General features: G+C 44.6%; 19 protein-coding genes. 13 read left to right on the top strand and 6 right to left on the bottom strand.

The genetic code is table 11. From position 1 onward, the window contains the following. Window positions 1-474, bottom strand: coding sequence for a bacterioferritin (gene bfr / locus DKT75_RS12600; RefSeq protein WP_109823796.1), 474 nt, complete (start codon window positions 472-474; stop codon window positions 1-3). A 128-nt stretch (window positions 475-602) separates the two neighbouring features. On the opposite strand from bfr, the gene DKT75_RS12595 reads away from it, so the two are divergent. From DKT75_RS12595 to fecE, 12 genes are all read left to right on the top strand, one after another. After that, a complete protein-coding gene (locus DKT75_RS12595) occupies window positions 603-821 on the top strand; it encodes a (2Fe-2S)-binding protein (protein WP_109823795.1) in 219 nt (72 codons plus the stop codon). 301 nt (window positions 822-1122) lie between these two features. Continuing rightward, window positions 1123-1653: a HugZ family pyridoxamine 5'-phosphate oxidase gene (locus DKT75_RS12590; RefSeq protein ID WP_109823794.1), complete on the top strand. Its 531-nt coding sequence runs from the start codon at window positions 1123-1125 to the stop codon at window positions 1651-1653. Between the two features lie 2 nt (window positions 1654-1655). Then, window positions 1656-2546, top strand: coding sequence for a heme/hemin ABC transporter substrate-binding protein (locus DKT75_RS12585; protein ID WP_109823793.1), 891 nt, complete (start codon window positions 1656-1658; stop codon window positions 2544-2546). A gap of 5 nt (window positions 2547-2551) precedes the next feature. Beyond that, window positions 2552-3613: a FecCD family ABC transporter permease gene (locus DKT75_RS12580; RefSeq protein WP_109823792.1), complete on the top strand. Its 1062-nt coding sequence runs from the start codon at window positions 2552-2554 to the stop codon at window positions 3611-3613. Next, a complete protein-coding gene (locus DKT75_RS12575) occupies window positions 3613-4434 on the top strand; it encodes a heme ABC transporter ATP-binding protein (RefSeq protein WP_109823791.1) in 822 nt (273 codons plus the stop codon). Before DKT75_RS12580 ends, DKT75_RS12575 begins: the two co-directional genes overlap by 1 nt. Before the next feature lie 24 nt (window positions 4435-4458). Beyond that, the gene (locus DKT75_RS12570; RefSeq protein WP_109823790.1) at window positions 4459-5520 is read left to right on the top strand and encodes a ChuX/HutX family heme-like substrate-binding protein; all 1062 of its coding nucleotides are present in this window, start codon (window positions 4459-4461) and stop codon (window positions 5518-5520) included. A gap of 276 nt (window positions 5521-5796) precedes the next feature. Continuing rightward, window positions 5797-7914, top strand: a complete 2118-nt coding sequence (locus DKT75_RS12565; protein WP_109823789.1) for a TonB-dependent siderophore receptor — start codon at window positions 5797-5799, stop codon at window positions 7912-7914. A 28-nt stretch (window positions 7915-7942) separates the two neighbouring features. Further along, a complete protein-coding gene (locus tag DKT75_RS12560) occupies window positions 7943-8833 on the top strand; it encodes a Fe(3+) dicitrate ABC transporter substrate-binding protein (RefSeq protein ID WP_109823788.1) in 891 nt (296 codons plus the stop codon). 106 nt (window positions 8834-8939) lie between these two features. Beyond that, entirely contained in the window at window positions 8940-9830 is an 891-nt protein-coding gene (locus tag DKT75_RS12555; protein ID WP_109823787.1) for a Fe(3+) dicitrate ABC transporter substrate-binding protein, read from the top strand. Between the two features lie 3 nt (window positions 9831-9833). After that, window positions 9834-10835, top strand: a complete 1002-nt coding sequence (locus DKT75_RS12550) for an iron chelate uptake ABC transporter family permease subunit (protein ID WP_109823786.1) — start codon at window positions 9834-9836, stop codon at window positions 10833-10835. Beyond that, window positions 10832-11794 (top strand): Fe(3+) dicitrate ABC transporter permease subunit FecD, encoded by a 963-nt coding sequence (fecD, locus tag DKT75_RS12545; RefSeq protein WP_109823785.1) that lies wholly within the window; start codon window positions 10832-10834, stop codon window positions 11792-11794. Before DKT75_RS12550 ends, fecD begins: the two co-directional genes overlap by 4 nt. Before the next feature lie 3 nt (window positions 11795-11797). Continuing rightward, the gene (fecE, locus tag DKT75_RS12540; protein ID WP_109823784.1) at window positions 11798-12568 is read left to right on the top strand and encodes a Fe(3+) dicitrate ABC transporter ATP-binding protein FecE; all 771 of its coding nucleotides are present in this window, start codon (window positions 11798-11800) and stop codon (window positions 12566-12568) included. Here the strand turns inward: fecE and DKT75_RS12535 are convergent. Genes DKT75_RS12535 through DKT75_RS12520 form a run of 4 tightly spaced genes read right to left on the bottom strand, consistent with a single transcriptional unit; the run spans window position 12565 to window position 16169 of the window. Further along, entirely contained in the window at window positions 12565-13317 is a 753-nt protein-coding gene (locus tag DKT75_RS12535; RefSeq protein ID WP_109823783.1) for an iron ABC transporter ATP-binding protein, read from the bottom strand. The genes fecE and DKT75_RS12535 overlap by 4 nt on opposite strands. Continuing rightward, on the bottom strand, window positions 13314-14333 hold the full coding sequence (locus tag DKT75_RS12530) for an iron chelate uptake ABC transporter family permease subunit (RefSeq protein ID WP_158278862.1): 1020 nt from the start codon (window positions 14331-14333) through the stop codon (window positions 13314-13316). Before DKT75_RS12530 ends, DKT75_RS12535 begins: the two co-directional genes overlap by 4 nt. Continuing rightward, complete coding sequence (locus DKT75_RS12525) at window positions 14278-15219, bottom strand: ABC transporter permease (RefSeq protein ID WP_109823781.1); 942 nt, start codon at window positions 15217-15219, stop codon at window positions 14278-14280. The genes DKT75_RS12530 and DKT75_RS12525 overlap by 56 nt, the downstream gene beginning before the upstream one ends. A 38-nt stretch (window positions 15220-15257) precedes the next feature. Further along, window positions 15258-16169 (bottom strand): siderophore ABC transporter substrate-binding protein, encoded by a 912-nt coding sequence (locus tag DKT75_RS12520; RefSeq protein ID WP_109823780.1) that lies wholly within the window; start codon window positions 16167-16169, stop codon window positions 15258-15260. A 187-nt stretch (window positions 16170-16356) separates the two neighbouring features. Between DKT75_RS12520 and DKT75_RS12515 the strand changes: the two genes are divergently transcribed. Continuing rightward, window positions 16357-16647, top strand: coding sequence for a DUF2218 domain-containing protein (locus DKT75_RS12515; protein WP_109823779.1), 291 nt, complete (start codon window positions 16357-16359; stop codon window positions 16645-16647). Window positions 16648-16649: 2 nt separating this feature from the next. Here the strand turns inward: DKT75_RS12515 and DKT75_RS12510 are convergent, their stop codons facing one another. Further along, window positions 16650-17633, bottom strand: a complete 984-nt coding sequence (locus tag DKT75_RS12510) for a helix-turn-helix domain-containing protein (RefSeq protein ID WP_109823778.1) — start codon at window positions 17631-17633, stop codon at window positions 16650-16652. Between the last annotated feature and the right edge of the window lie 110 nt (window positions 17634-17743).

Genomic DNA, 17743 nt, shown 5'->3' with positions numbered 1-17743 from the left:
TTAACCTTTTTCCATCATTGTCTGAATGTAGTTTGGCAAATTAGTATTTTCAATCGCCCACTGCTGCGCTTCCAACCAATCCAACTGCTCTTCTTCTTCTTCCAAGATCTCAGTCAACATGTCACGACTTACGTAGTCCTGCTCTGACTCACACACAGTAATAGCCTCACGCAATTGCGCGATCACTTCATTACTTGCACGTGTATCATTTTCAAGAATCTCAGGAACATCTTCACCGATGTATAGCTTTCCTAAGTCTTGTAAGTTAGGCAAACCTTCAAGGAATAAAATACGCTCGATGATCTCATCTGCCTGCTTCATTGCCTTAATTGAACGCTTAAATTCTTGACTATTTAGACCTTCTAGGCCCCAGCTTCCACACATTCTTGCATGTAGAAAGTATTGATTAATCACCGTTAATTGGTTTTTCAACGACGCATTTAGCGCCTGCTTGATTGTTACACTTGTTTGCATGTTTAAGCTCCTTACAGCAGGTGCTCGCTACCAGTAGGTATAAATGTGCGAGAAACACTTGCCAATATAAATAGGAATGGTTATTATTCTCTTAAGTTGATGGGAATCATTCCTAACTAGGTGTATTTATGTATGTTTGTATTTGTAATGCGGTAACTGATAAAGCCATCAAAAAAGCGGTCAATAATGGCTGTCATAACTTCGACAAAGTTTGCAAAAAGCTAAATGTCGCCACTTGCTGCGGTCGCTGTAAAGATCATGCTCGTGAGGTTGTCAGTGAAGCGCTTAACGAAAAAAACACCCACGTACTCTACCAAATGCCACAAGCTTATGCTCTAACTAACTAGGGTTTTTTCCATAAAATAGCCCTATTTATTAACAAGATAGGCTTAATAAGAATCATTCCATTGCTGAATAACAACCATTTCCAACGCGAAGAAGCCAAATCTCTACTAGCCACCATCGCTTAATATTTTTGTGCACTACTGCACAAGCTAATTTTGATACATAGACATGGCTAAGCAACATTTACGCACTCCAATACTTGCCGCTTTTAACACCCTTAAAGCGCACAGCACCTGCTCATCTTAATGTCGTCGTAATTAGCCACTTTTAATACCCTCTAAAGCGTACAAAGGAACTATCGACATGACTCAACAAGATGAACGTATTCAGACATATAACGAGATTTTGCTATTCAGAGAAAGCTTTGAAACACTACTGATGTCTACTTCCAATGGCGCGGGCATACCTGAAGCAAGCTACGCGGGTTATATAGAGGATGAAGGTGATTACTACATCTATACCAGTGAACTTGCGAAACACACGGGTAACCTTATAGACAACCCCAACTGCAGTATTTTATTTATTGAAAATGAACACTCTGCAAGCCATCTACTTGCGCGTAAGCGACTGACTTACACCTGCGAAGTGACTGAAGTAAGTCGATCATCTCACGTATTTAATCAAACGCTTGATAAGCTAACAGAGCGCTTTGGCTTTGTAATGAATAACCTTAGAGACATGACCGATTTCCATTTGTTTCGATTACACCCCGTCGCAGGACGTTACATATCAGGATTTGCGAAAGCATTTACGTTGACAGGTGGCGATTTAAAAACGGTAAAGCATCAAAATGAAGGTGGGCACCGTAAGTCCCCGACTAAAGAGACTGCTTAACCATGTTGATTACATTAAATAAGCGGTCCTTTACCCGTATTCTTTTAAGTGGTGTTTTATTGCTGTCATCCTCCGTGCATGCAAAAGACACTGACGAAGCAATGCGTATCGTATCCGCTGCTGGTGCGCTAACAGAAATAATTTATGAGCTAGGGGCTGAAGATAAACTGGTTGGCGTGGATACCACGAGTATCTTTCCAAAAGCCGCGACTGAGTTACCTCAGGTAGGTTATCAACGCGCCTTATCAGCAGAAGGTATTTTATCGCTCAGTCCCAGTATCTTACTAGCCACCGAAGAAGCCGGCCCTCCCGCCGTTATCGATCAACTTCAATCAACAAAGCTGCCTATCATGATTATTCCTATAGAGTACACCACAGAAGGGGTTGCTAAGAAAATACGCGCCGTGTCCAAAGCCGTTGGTAAAGAAAGTGCCGGGCAAACATTAATTGCAAAGCTAGAAGCAAAAATGGCTGCACTTGATACAAAGATAAAAGCGAACGTTTCAGAGCCTAAACGCACAATCTTCATTATGAGTATGGGTGGTGGTTCTCCCATGGTTGCAGGTTTACATACGGCTGCTAATGCAATGATTAATATTTCGGGCGGCATCAACCCAATGACCAGCTACCAAGGCTATAAGCCGATTAATATAGAGTCATTAGTTAATATTAACCCTGAGGTAATCATTGTCACCAAGCGCACAATGGAAGGCCTAGGCGGCATGGATGAGATTATGAAAATCCCTGGTCTTACGATGACCGATGCCGCCAAAAACAAGCAAGTTGCAGTGCTTGAAGATATGTCAACGCTAGGCTTTACACCACGGCTAGCGGAAGCAGCCAATACTATCTACCAGTCTATTTACCCAACCGCCGCCCAGGCAGCTGAGTAATAACGATGCAAGCTGAGTCACGCTTAACGTTCCGCTTCTACCTAATAGTGTGTACCTTATTACTAGTCGTTGTGAGTGCCTTATCCTTATATATCGGTGCAGTAAAAATCGCACCACAGGATGTACTCAGTGCGTTAACAAACTACCTACACATCACCGACCATGAACCGGGGCGCTACCAGAGTATTTTGTTAGATATTCGCCTACCGCGAGTGATCTTAGCGATTATTGTAGGCGCGGCATTGGCGGCATTGGCGGTATCGGGTGCCGCCATGCAAGGATTATTTAGAAACCCACTGGCCGACCCAGGCTTAGTGGGCATCTCCAGTGGTGCGGCTCTAGCAGCAGTTATTGTGATTGTGTTAGTCCCGAGCATTGCAACCATTCCTAAGTCGCTCAATATTTACCTGATTCCTCTTGCAGCATTTATCGGCAGTTTATTAGTGACACTCTTGGTTCACCAACTCTCTCAAGTGCATGGTAAAACGGAGGTGTCGACCTTATTACTGGCTGGTATCGCGATTAATGCCATTGCTGGTGCGGGAACTGGCTTACTAACGTATATGGCCGATGACACGCAGCTTCGCATACTGACGTTTTGGTCAATGGGGAGTTTAGGCAGCGCCAACTGGGCCCAACTGTTCTTTGCTGCGCCAATCATTATCACAGCGCTCATTGGTATCTACTTTTACGCCAAAGCGCTCAACGCCATTGCCTTAGGTGAAGCGGAAGCTGGTCACCTTGGTTACAACCTTGAAAGCATCAAACGACGCTTAATTGTATTAGTGGCGCTAGCCGTAGGAACGTCGGTGGCACTGTCTGGCACGATTGGCTTTATTGGCCTAGTGATCCCACATTTATTGCGATTATTTATTGGCCCCAACCACAGTAAGCTACTGCCATTGTCAGCCATACTCGGTGCATCACTATTACTCCTGTCCGACCTCATCGCACGCACATTAGTTGCGCCTGCTGAACTCCCCATCGGAATTATCACTACAATTATTGGTGGTCCTTTCTTCCTTTGGTTACTGCTTCGCTTTAAGCGGCAAGGAAGTATTATCTAATGTTTAAACTACAAAATATTTGTGTGCAGCACCTTGGTAAAAAGCTGCTAAACGACATCTCCTTAGAAGTGACTGCGGGTAATGTATTAGCCGTTATTGGCCCCAATGGCTCAGGTAAAAGCACCCTACTGAAAACGCTCAGTGCTGACCTGCACCCTACTTCTGGCCTCATCCAGCTAGATGGCAAACCTTTGCATCAATACAGCAAAAAGCAACTGGCTCAAGTGCGCGCCGTGTTACCACAAAGTGCCAGTTTGCACTTTCCCTTTTCTGTACGTGAAATCGTTGAAATGGGTCGAGTGCCCCACTCAGGCCGCTCACTAAATGCAGAAGACAAACGCATCGTTGCAGAAGCGATGGCGATTGTTCAAATAGAACACCTCAAGCACCGCTCTATCACTTACCTTTCGGGTGGCGAACGACAACGCGTTCAACTCGCAAGAGTGCTTTGCCAAGTGCTTAACTCATCCAATGAAAAACGCTACCTGTTACTAGACGAGCCAACCTCAGCACTCGACCTTTCGCATCAACATCAAGTGCTGCAAATCGTTCGATTATTAGCAGAAAAATACAATGTCGGGGTAATGATTATTCTTCATGATCTTAACCTTGCAGCGCTCTACGCTGATCACATTGCCGTTTTGAAAGACGGCGGTATCAGTCATTACGGTGCCCCCGATGAAATTCTGCAAGCAACCAATATCCGTGATGTGTTTGATATTTCAGTTGATGTCGCACCGCACCCCAGTCACGACTGCCAACTGATTATCTCCAACCGAAACACTGCCACCACCTCCAAGCATATACAGCAAAGCTACTAACCCTTTGCAACCGAGATTTTTAATATGAAGCCACAAACACACACTGCTCTTTCATGGGCTGCTTATAAAGCCGACAACCCAAAAGTACGTATTCGTAATGCGGCCGCCGAGCTTGGCGTCAGTGAAATGGAGCTATTAAACAGCGATTTAAGTGAAAACTGTATCCGCCTAAAGTCCGACATACTTGCCATATTAGAAGCACTACCTTCACTCGGTAATGTAATGGCACTGACTCGAAATGAAGCCGTCGTTCACGAAGTTACCGCAACGTTCTCCTCTATGAAAATGAGGAAACAAACAGCGCTCTACCTTCGACCGGGCCAAGACACTCGCTTCTTCACGAACCAATGGGCTTATGCCTTTGCGGTGAACGAAGATGAGCGTAGAAGCTTACAGTTCTTTGACCATTATGGTGTGGCTGTACATAAAGTGTATTTGGTCAATGACAGTCATCTCGACAACTACCTGCACCTTGTTACCGAGTTTAAAAACACTATTCAATCTCACGTGCAACCAATGAAAGCAACGCTGGCTGAGCCTAAAGCAAATACTGGTATCGATGTCCAAGTATTACGTGAGCGTTGGTCACAAATAAAAAATGTGCATGAAGGGCAGCAAATCATTAACGCCCACAACAGCCACCGCTTGAACGTCTACGAAGCACTTGGCAATGAATACGCAATCAAACTTCCCAGCAGCGTTATTGAGTCCGCTCTGTGTAGCTTGTTAGAGAAAAAAGCAGAAACCATGGTGTTTGTTTCAAACAATAGTTGCGTGCAGTCTTTCGCTGGCCCCGTAAACCGTCTGCTGCGCACTGGCCCTTGGTTTAACGTGCTAAATGATCGTTTTAACCTACACCTAAACACAGAACAACTCAGCCAAGTATGGCTAATCAAAAAGCCTTCAGATAATGGCTTTGTTCATTCTCTGAATGCCTTTGATAAAAGCAATAACGAAGTGCTGACCATGACCGACAACCGCGCTAAAGGTGAACAAGAGTCATTGCTATGGGTAGAGCTAACCGACATTTTACAATATGAACAAACCTCAAAAGAAGACATCAATGAGCAACTTAAAAGCCACTGAAATAAAAGCATTTATACCCGCGTACTTTGGCGTACTGGGCAAAATATTAAATAGTTGATAATCAGCCTTATTGATTTATTAACTTTTCGTATGCTAGTATCCGAAAACCCTTATTGTAAATGAGATTCACTTTCATTTAATAGCCACATGCATACCCTATGCATGAAGCCACTCTCAAGTACCTTATTCCGAAATCATCACTTTCTTAACGGTTAGTGACCTAGGCGTCACTGTGTTTTGAATTGTGGTATTGGCTAATTACTGGAAGTTAACCTCATGAAAATTAAAACAAACCTAACGCTGTTAGGTATTGTCTCCTGCTGTGTTGTATCACACACAATAGTCGCTGCTGAAACGAATGCTGTCGTTGAATTAGACACCGTTTTCGTCAACGGCAAACAAGACTCTTACTTCGAGAAGTCTCGTGAAACCGCACTAAAAACTGAGACAAGCGACTTAGATACGCCTTTCAGTACCAGTGTCATCAATGACACCCTATTAAAAGACCTGAAAGCTAACACGCTAGAAGATTCATACGACTACATCACAGGCTTCAACCGCTCAGGTACAAATGCCAATGCGTTCACCATTCGCGGTATGTCGGCTGACTTAACTAATATCCAAACCGATGGTCTACCCGGCCTCACCTCTCGATTCGGATCACCTGTTACTGCCAATATTGAACGGGTTGAAGTCCTTAAAGGGCCATCGTCAGTACTTTATGGTGCAATGGATCCCGGTGGTCTCGTCAATATCGTCACTAAAAAGCCAGAAGCTGAGGCAAAACGTACCATTGATGTTGGCTACCAGTATTTTACAGAGCAATCAAAAGGTGGCTATGAAGCCTCTTTGGATCTAACAGGCCCGCTTAATAACTCAGGTACCGTCTTATACCGATTTATTGCAGGTGGCGAAAGTAAAGACAGTTTTCGTAACCATGTCGATAGCGACAATATCTACCTTTACCCTAGCTTGACCTACAAGCCAAACGATAACACTCAGCTAGACGTACAGGCTGAATACCTAAAGGAAGACCGAAAAGCGGATAATGGCCTATTTGTACTGAATAATGATATCAACACCATCGCACCTATCGAGACCTATTACCAAGAACCCGGTGACTCTGATAAGGATGAAGGGACTGCTATCTCAGCATCACTCAAGCACAAATTTAACGACCAGCTAACAGCCAATGTAAAACTACGCAGCGTCAAGCATACTGATGAAAGAGATCTGTACGAAAGCAATGCTGTTAGTGACGATGATGGCACGCTACGACGTCGCAATAGGCACCAATACAACGAACGTGATGCACATACCTTAGATGCCAACTTAAATTACAAAATCGATGGCGCTGTCGAGCAGAATATTCTTGTGGGTTTAACCGTAGGTAAAGAGTACCGACAGTTTGACCGCCTAGCTTTTGATGAAAGAGGCGCGTTTATCAATATTAACAACCCTGTTTACACGGGGGATATACTCGCTGATGACCCTGGTAGTTTCCGTCATTGGAACCTGTACAGTAAGGCGCTTTATTTAAGTGATCAGATTTATGTTAATGAAGCACTTAGCCTCACAGCAGGTATTCGCCATGACATACAAAAGGGAGATTACCACCTTTCTTTCTTAGATAGTGACACGGTTCAAGATGAAGAAGCTGACTCGTCTAACACTAGTTTTAATGCGGGTGCAGTATATCGCGTGAATGACTCACTATCGGTATACGGCAGCTATGCTGAGTCGTTTAACCCTCAAAGTATTCCTACCTTTGATGCAAGTGGTGATCAGTTAGCCCCTGAAGAAGGCGAGCAGTTTGAAGTGGGTGTTAAGTTTAGCTCTGCCAATGAACGCTTAAACCTTAACCTTGCTTTGTTTGATATTACTAAGGCGAATGTCGCTGAGGAAAGTGATGTTACGGGCTTTGATGAGTTGATCGGCACCATAGAGAGTCGTGGATTAGAAGCTAACCTCCAATACCAAATTACCGATAATTTGCAGCTACAAACAGGCTACACCTACACCGATGCTGAAGTCACAGATACCTTCAATGACGATGCATTAGGCAATGTACCGGGCGCAGTAGCCAAACATGCCGCATTTGCTTGGGGACGTTATAACTACCCTAAATCAGTCCTTGGCGGAAACGTCGGTGCGAGCGCTGGTGTTACTTATAAAGGTGAGCGTTATACCGACGAGGAAACTAGCAAGCGCGTGTTACTACCTGACTACACAGTCATCGACGTTGGTCTGCACTATGAGCGTAAAAATGCCAAGTACGCGTTGAATATTGGCAATATCACTGACGAAACTTACTATATCGGTGGCACCAATGATTCGCGTATTTATGCAGGTGACCCTCTCCAACTGTCACTCACTGCAAGTATTGATTTCTAAATAGCACTCACTCATTTCAGGATTTATTATGTTACGTTCATTTAAACTTTTATGTTTAAGTGTGCTTATTTTCGCCCTCCCATCGTTAGCTTCTGCTGTCGATGTGGAGGATGAAAAAGGTACCTTTTCAATAGAATACACACCCAAGCGCATTGTCGTTTTAGAGTTATCTTTTGCAGACGCATTAGCAGCGGTTGGTCTTGGCCCTATTGGTATTGCTGATGATAAAGAAAAATCGCGCGTGTTACCTGCTGTGCGTGAAGCCATTGGTGACTGGACGTCGGTTGGTATGCGCTCACAACCAAGCCTAGAAGTCATCGCGTCATTAAAACCAGACCTCATTATTGCGGATATTGGTCGTCACGAAGCGGTCTACGAAGACTTGAAAAAGATTGCGCCGACATTGATGCTCCGCTCACGTACGGAAACTTACGAGGACAATCTTGCGGCCGCAGCTATTATTGGCAAAGTCGTTAATAAAAATGAAGCGATGCAAGCAAGGTTAGCTAAACACCATGAGTTGATGCAAAGCTATAAACAAACGTTAACTGTCTCTGCGTCATTCCAGTTTGGTGTTGTAAATAGCGATCTACTTTACTTACACACAGAAGACTCTTATGCCGCTGGCGTCATAAAAGCAATGGGACTAGAGAATGCCAAAACGGGGGCAAAAGATAAAGCATACCTACCTGTTAGCCTTGAGCAGTTACTTGGCGTAAACCCTGACTACCTTATTGTCGGTGAATATACACAGCCCAATGCGTTAAGTAATTGGAAAAAAGAGCCTCTTTGGAAGATCTTAAAGTCAGTCAAAAATGACCATATTTCATACGTTAACCCAAATACTTGGTCACGCTGTAGAGGCATCATGGCGGCTGAGCAAATGGCTCAAGATCTAGTGAAAATACTGACCATCTAAAGTAAATAATATCTAACACAGCCTTACCACAGTGCGTATTTATGCGTGCTGCGGTTTAGCTAGGGTTAGCCTAACTTTCTAACAATCCCTTCCCTCAGGATTTCTTATGTTACGTTCATTAAAACTATTAGGGTTAAGTTTGCTTATTGTCGCACTTCCCGCACTCGCTTCTGCTGTCGATGTAGAGGATGAAAAAGGTACCTTTTCAATAGAATACACACCGAAGCGCATTGTCGTTTTAGAGTTTTCTTTTGCAGATGCATTGGCAGCGGTAGGCATTAGCCCTGTTGGTATTGCGGATGATAAAGAAAAAGCACGGGTACTCCCTGCGGTACGTGAGGTCATTGGTGACTGGGAGTCTGTGGGTATGCGTTCACAACCCAGCCTAGAAGTCATCGCGTCATTAAAACCAGACCTCATTATCGCAGATATTGGTCGTCACGAAGCAGTCTACGAAGACTTGAAAAAGATTGCGCCGACATTGATTCTTCGTTCACGCCGCGAGACTTACGAGGACAACCTTAAAGCGTCAGCGATCATCGGCAAAGTGGTCGGTAAACATGAAGCTATGCAGGCACGACTCACTCAGCATCGTGAGTTTATGCAAAGCTACAAAGAAAAACTGCCTAAAGGTGGATCATTTCAGTTTGGTGTAGCGCGCCATGACCTACTGTCATTACACCCAGAAGCGGCTTATGCTGGCGGCGTTATCAAAGCACTTGGTTTAGAAAATGCAAAAACAGGTGCAAAAGATGGCGCATCTCGTCGCGTCAGTCTTGAGCAGCTACTAGCGGTAAACCCTGACTACCTTATTATTGGTGAATACTCAAAACCAAATGTGCTTAACGACTGGGAAAAAGAGCCACTCTGGAATGTGCTCAAGGCTGTCAAAAACAACCGTATCTTCAACGTTGACCCAAATACTTGGTCGCGCTGTAGAGGCATCATGGCCGCAGAGCAAATGGCTAAAGACCTAGTGAAAATACTCACGCCTTAATACATGCAATATCTCAAACAGTCTTACACCGCACAGTGCACGTTATTATGTTCATTGCTGCTGGTCCTAGCGTGGGTCAGTCTCTTTGCATGGTCTGCCGTGCCAGTGACACCGACGGATGCGTTGATGGCATTAATCAATATGGATGATGACAAAATTTCGCATCATATTGTTTGGGATATTCGTGTTCCACGGCTTCTCACAGGGATTTTAGTGGGGGCTAGTCTTGCGACCGCAGGTGCTATTATGCAAGCACTAACACAAAACCCACTGGCGTCACCCTCTGTATTGGGGGTGAAGGCGGGTGCGGCTTTGGGTATGGCAACAGTCTCCACTATCACGCCTTGGTTAGGGCTATTTAGCACCTCCGCGGCCGCAATGGTTGGTGGCGGTGTCGCTTGGCTGTTAGTGATGTTGTTAGGCAGTGCATGGAAAGGTGGTGGCGAGCATGGTCGCTTAGTGCTGGCGGGTGTTGCAATTTCAGCCCTATGTGCTGCACTGACCAAAGCAATGGTCATTCTTGCAGAAGATCAAGCCTCTGCGGTAATGGCGTGGCTTGCAGGTAGCCTTGCAGGTGCTAGCTGGGATGTCTTTTACACCTTACTCCCCGTCACAATTATCAGCCTATTTTTTGCTGTTTTAATCTCACCTATTTTAAACCTATTCCAACTTGGCGAAGACAACGCGCAAAACCTTGGTGTGTCGTTGTTATGGACTAAGTTAGGCAGTAGTGTGTTGGTGTTATTGTTAGTCGGCGGCTCTCTAGCAGCCGTTGGCAGCATGGGCTTCATAGGGCTATTGATTCCACACATTGCACGTATGTTATCGGGATATGACCATCGTAAGTTTATGCCGATTGCCATGTTATTAGGCGCGTGTTTGATCATTGCATCGGACATTATTAGCCGCAGTATTATCTTCCCAATAGAAACGCCTGCAGGGGCTTTATTGGCACTGTTTGGGGCACCATTCTTTATCTACCTCGTTAGAAAGCGCACCTTATGATTACCCCTTCACGCTTCTTTTTGTTTAGCACTCTGCTACTCGTTTTTTTAGCACTCACTAGCTTAAGTTTTGGCGCTGTTTCACTATCCTTTTTAGACGTGATCAATGGTTTCTTTGAAGATTCAGAACACTACTTCACTATTCATGAATATCGTCTCCCGCGAACATTACTCGCCATTGTCGTTGGTGCGATGATGGCGCTGTCCGGCGCACTGGTACAAGGTGTTATTCGTAACCCACTGGCGTCACCTGATGTGCTTGGTGTGAGTCATGGTGCTGGCTTGGCCGCAGTGCTGTATATGACGTTTTTACCTGACGCTTCAACTAACTGGCTACCAGAAGTTGCCTTAGTGGGCGGCCTACTCGCCGCAATAGTTTTGTGGTTGCTGTGCGGCACAAGTAGTAGCGCTATCAAGCTGGCTATCACAGGTGTGGCAATGGCAGCACTTTATGGCAGCGCGATTGATTTTGTGCTGCTGGTTAAACCATTGGAAGTGAATAATGCCCTGCTTTGGTTGACTGGTAGTTTGTGGGGCAGAGGCTGGCCACAGCTAACCTCTCTGTTACCGTGGCTATTACTTATTCCCTTAGGGCTTGGACTAGCTAAGCATTTAAACCTTATTGACCTTGGCGATGATAGCGCAGTCTGCCTTGGGACTAAGCCTAATATTATCCGCTTGATTAGCCTTGCAACAGCCGTTGGCTTAACTGCTTCATGTGTGGCTATTTGTGGACCGATTGGCTTTCTAGGCTTGATCGCACCACACCTAACACGACGACTAATAGGCGGACGCCATCAAGTATTGTTACCAGCGACCTTGTTTGTGGGTGCTTTGCTGCTGGTTATTGCTGACTTGGTTGCACGTACCATCAACCCTCCGATAGAGCTCCCCGCAGGTCTAATGACTGCGATTATTGGCGCACCGTATTTCCTCTGGCTACTTTTTTCACTACGTTAACTTATGACTATTTCTACAGATGCGTTAACCGTTGGCTACCATGGCACAGCGATTGTTCAGTCGGTTAAGTTAACCGTTCCTCATGGAAAAATTACCGCCCTGTTAGGCCCTAATGGCTGTGGTAAATCGACCTTACTCAAAGCCTTTGCCAATATATTAAAGCCCATGAGTGGCGATGTTTATTGGGAAAACCAACCTTTACAAGAGTTGAGTGCCAAACACCTATCAACGCAGTTGGCATTACTGCCTCAAACCCAACCAATCCCTGAAGGCATTAAAGTAAAAGACTTAGTGGCGTATGGTCGTAGCCCACACACTGGTTTTTGGGGAAATCTAAGTACAACTGACTTAGCTATTGTTCAGTCGATGATGGTGCAAACCAACGTGGATGAGTTGGCTGACAAGTTGGTCAGTGAGTTATCAGGCGGTCAACGCCAGCGTGTTTGGTTAGCCATGATTTTAGCGCAAGAAACACCGTATTTGTTACTGGATGAGCCCACCACTTACATGGACATCAACCATCAAGTTGAGCTAATGCACACGCTTAGAGCGCTGAATAATCAGGGTAAAACAGTCGTCACAGTATTGCATGATATTAATCAAGCGGCTCGATACTGTGACCATTTGATTGTGATGAAAGCGGGCGTATTGATTTGCCAAGGCACACCGAGCGAAGTACTCACGACTGAGATGTTACAAGCGGTATTTGATTTGAAAGCGCAGGTTCACAAAGACCCTGTGTCTGGCACGCCTATGTGCATTGTGGAGGATTAATAGCTCAGCGCCATTGGCAAACCGTTCACTTTTACGATCTCAATAGGTGTCTCGTATAGGTCGGACAGTAGACCCTCGTTAAAAATACTGCTGGTATCTCCAGCGGCAAACACTTCACCCTGCTTCATCGCGATAATGTGGTCTGCATAGCGTGCCGCGTAGTTCAAATCATGCAGCACCACCACAAAGGTCTTTCCCCTACCCACATAGTGCTTAACAGTATGCATCAGTTGTCGCGCATGACTTAAATCAAGGTTATTCAGTGGCTCATCTAGCAGTATTGCCTCCGCATCTTGAGCAAAATTCATTGCCAATAAAGCACGCTGTCGCTGCCCACCTGAGAGGGTATCTAAAAAGCGTTCAGCCAATGCATCAAGCTCAAAATCCACAAGCACTTTATCAACCACTAGATCATCACTAGCGCTATGGCGACCTTGGTTATGAGGGTAACGACCAAAGCTAACGAGATCTCTAACTTTCAAACGAGAGCCAATAGCACTATCCTGTCGCAAAATAGACATGTGACGCGCCAGCTCTTTATTCTCAAAGTCGGTAATGGAACGGTTATCTAACAACACTTGTCCACTATCTTGCTTAGTTAAACGAGCAATGGTGTGCAACAGTGTCGACTTCCCTGCTCCGTTAGGCCCAATTAATGCCGTGACTTTGTTTTTAGGCACGTCAACCGATACTTTATTTAAGATGGTATGCCCACTGATTGTGAGCGTTAAATCGACTGCCCTGATCATCGTTTTTGCCTCAAAATAAGATAAAGAAAGACTAGTCCACCGCAAAGCTCGATCACAATACTCAGCGTCACCTGCATCTGTAACACACGCTCTAACAAGACTTGCCCACCGACCAGTACTAGCACCCCCAACAACACACTCAATGGCAATAAACTCGCATGTCGTTGAGTCGCACTGACTCGATAAACCAAGCTTGTAATCAATAACCCTAAGAACACAACCGGCCCAACTAATGCGGTTGCAGTAGCGACCATTACAGCAATAATCGTGAGCACTTGAAAAGCGGTCATGTTGTAATTGACGCCCAAACCAATGGCCATATCACGACCCAGCGCCATCACATCTAACTTACGGCTAATGAGATAAACCAACACTAGGCAAACTATCACAATCACAGAGGCATACCCTAATAAGGCTTCATTGATATTGCTAAACCGTGCATAGCTGGATGCCTGTACAACCGCGTATTCATTGGGTGACATGACACGTGTCATAAACCCAGACACTGACCGAAATAGCACACCAAAAATAATTCCCGTCAGTATCATGCGGGAAAAGTCAGACTGTAAGCGCACTAATAAAGTACTAAAAAGTAACACTGACAAGACGGTCATCAGCGCCAACTCACCAAAAAATTTCCAGTGAACCGACAAGGTGACGTAATCCAACGTGCTAAAGAAGAAAATCATACTGGTCTGGAGCAATACATATAAAGAATCAAACCCCATCAACGATGGTGTCAAAATCCTATTACCACTCAAGGTCTGAAATAACAGTGTTGAGACACCAATCGCAGCGGCTGCAATAATCAAACCGATCAGGGTTGGCAGTCTAAACATCAGAATAAATTGGGTGCTTCCATCTGCTCCCTGCCATAAATAGACAAGACACAGAGTGATCACAAAAACGGTTAACGTCAGTACACGAAATCGTTTTAAAAAGTTTAGATAAATCACGCCATCACGCTCGCTTAGCTGACGGCGAGCTATAAAGCAGCCACAGTGTAATAAATGCACCAACCACCCCAAACACCGAACCGACGGGTACTTCGTACGGGAAAATAACAACACGACCGACCACATCACACAGTAAGGTCAACATGGCGCCAGAGTAAGCGACTAAGGGCAGAGAATGACGGAGATTATCGCCACGCCAACGGCTCACAATATTCGGAACGATAAGCCCAATAAACGGAATAACACCCACGGTTACGACTGTCACCGCTGTAACGATAGAAACCAAGACCAATCCGATGGCCATCATTACGTTGTAATTCAAACCCAAGTTACGCGCTTGGTCTTCACCCAAACTAGCAATGGTGAATTGGTCTGCTAAAAAGTAAGAGAAGACGGCCAATGCGCCCGCAATCCAAAGGAAGTCATAGCGTCCACGGATCATTCCTGAAAACTCACCCGTTAGCCAAATATCGATGAGCTGTATTAGATCTGCTTGCCATGCCAACCATGTAGCAACCGCACCCACGACACCGCCATAGACAATACCCACTAGCGGCACTAAGTAGGTCTCTTGCACCGGTAAGCGTCGAACGATTAGCAGGAATAATCCCGTTCCTAGCAATGCAGTGACGCTTGCTAAGCCCATTTTTGTCATCAATGACGCGCCAGGAATAAATAACGTCACAAGAATGATGCCCAATACCGCTGACTGACCACTGCCCGCAGTCGCAGGTTCAACAAACCTGTTTTGCACCAATACCTGCATCACTAATCCAGCAATCGCGAGTGAAGTACCCGTTAACAATACCGATAACACGCGCGGCAAACGGCTAGCCGCTAACAGCCAAGCGGCTTCAGGATCACTCCATAGACTTGCAGGCGTCAGCTCAATCACGCCAACAAACAAACTCGCAAATGAAAATAACAGCAACAAAAAAACAGCCATATAACACTTATATGGCTGTAATACATTCAATGAGGCAATCACTTTTCTTTGTTAAACAACTTTGTAATATGTTTAAGCGTTCTCAGCTGTGACTGAATACCACCACTTGAGATGTAAATATCGGCACTGTTTAGATAAACTATCTGCTTATTTTTCCATGCTTTTGTTTTGTGAATAATTTCATTATCCAAGGTTTGGTTGGCGCTATTACCCTCTTGACCAATGGCCTGACCACGATCCACAACCAACAACCAGTCTGGGTTTTGCTGAAGAATAAACTCAAAAGACACGGAGTCACCATGGTTCGCCACTGTGATGTCATCTGTTGAAGCCGGCAAGTTCAGCGCAGGGTAAATCCATCCAAAACGAGAACCCACTCCAAATGCAGATAGCTTCGCGCCATTGGTCATAATGATGAGTCCATTCCCTTTGCCGGCAACGGCCTCTTGGGCTGCTTTTATTGCCTCATCCAACTCTGCAGTCAAACTTTTTGCCTTTTCTTCTTTATCAAACAGTTCTCCATAGGTTTTTAAACGCTGACGAGTCAGGTCTAATAACGCATCACCCGTAATTGTCATATCAATGGCTGGTGCTATTTTAGAAACTTTGTCTATCGATGTAGAAGAGCGCCCACCAACAATGATTAAGTCAGGCTGCATGATCGAGAGCGCTTTAAAGTCTGGATCAAACAAACTACCCACCACTTTCGCTGAGTCAGTCACATCATCTAAGTAGTCGACATACATCTTGCCGACAGTACCTGCGATAGGGACGCCCAATGCATGTAACGTATCAACAGCGGGAATATCAAACACAGCAATCGTCTTTGGTATTTTTGTAACAGAAACCGCTCCGCGAGCGGTTTCAACGCTTATTTCTTCTGCGAATAGCGGGCTGGAAAATATCATTAAAGACAGAGCAGCTGCTTTTAGTCGAGCATAATTAATCATAATTATTCAATATAAATTAATAAGTTAAGAGGCCATAAACTCGCGTTTAAAATTAAATTTGAGTCTAAATATCAGGGTAGTGTATTATGTAAATGCTAAGAAAAACAAGAATAATTCGCATTATCATATACAAAGCGACAACAGCTCTATAACCTTTATTCACTATACAAAACGACTCAATGAACCTATGAAATACTTATCAAACACACAAGTTTCCGCAGAAAAATCACAACGCTACATCAACTCACTAGGCAAGCACTTCGCCCGCAAAATACCGGTCGATTTTGAAGAAAATGAAATCATTATTCGCTTTGAAATGGGCATTTGCACCATGTCAGCCGCAGGCGAGGAGATGAACTTTGTATGTGCTGCAAACAGTAGCGATGACTTAGAAATCGTTAAAGATGTGATTGGTTCTCACATCATCAAGTACGGAGAACTGAAAGAAGTCACCGTGACTTGGACAGACCAAACCTGATACTAAGGCACTAACTTCTGCGTGTTTTTATAGCGTGATGGTGAAATATCAAAGTGCTTAGTAAACGCTGAAACAAAACTGGAAGCGTGTTGGTAGCCGGATAAGTAAGCTGCTTCACCGATACTCAAGCCCTCATCAACTAATGCTCGCTTCGCTTTCTCTAAGCGCTCTGTGCGAGCATATTCGATGACCGTCATACCAAATACCGACTTGAAACGACGCTGTAAGGTACTGATACTCAAGTTTACATGGTTTGCAATATCTTGAAGTGATACCGCCTGACCCGCTGATTCATTCGCAATCAGCTGACTCACCTGCTCGCTTAAGCTACTTGAAGATGACTGAGTTGGCTTGTTAGAAAATACACCACAGTCAGTACTCAAAAACTGTTGAACGCAAAGCGCTAGGAACTGTATCGCTTTTTCTTTTAATACGGTGTCTTGCCTAACATCTTGTTTAGCTGCAATGGCTGCTAACGCTGAAATGACGGAGAGCATCTCAGAAGAAACAACCAAGCCCCCTACTTGAGCATGTGTCGTAAATAACTGGTTTAACAATGACAGCTGCACTTGGTTAGCAAAGCGCTTTTTAAACCATGACAACTCAGCAAATATATTGACCTTTTTTATGCGCAAGTCTTGCTGAAGATAAAGTTTAAACGATGATGGTCGAGAAAAAACACAAACAGAGCACGCTAAGTCAGACGGGTCACTCTTCAACGTATATTGCTGATTTTCCAGCTCAAAAGATATTCCACCGTTAAGTATAAGATCAATACTTAAGCCTGCGGGTAACTGCTCGGTTATCGTGAGCGGCTTAGACTCCACCACATCACAGTAATGCACAGACAAACCATCAAAGTTACTTTGATAGGTAAAACTACCTTCATTTGTGGGGGATGTATCCATGGTGAAAGTTGCGTCGCCTTGAAGTTTCTGACACGTATCGACGGCCAGTATTTGTAGGGGTGTTTTTAAATTAACCATCTTTGCCTATTACCAAAAAGCGTGACGATTACGCACAACACTTTGACGATTTTAACTGTATTTTTTGAAGAATTTACTTATCTGACTAAATTACCATAAAGCGAAATAAT

This window comes from Leucothrix arctica (assembly GCF_003172895.1).
GTDB classification, from domain to species: domain Bacteria; phylum Pseudomonadota; class Gammaproteobacteria; order Thiotrichales; family Thiotrichaceae; genus Leucothrix; species Leucothrix arctica.
The sequence above is the reverse complement of the archived record's forward strand: the minus strand, read 5'-3'. Positions and strand labels throughout refer to the sequence as shown.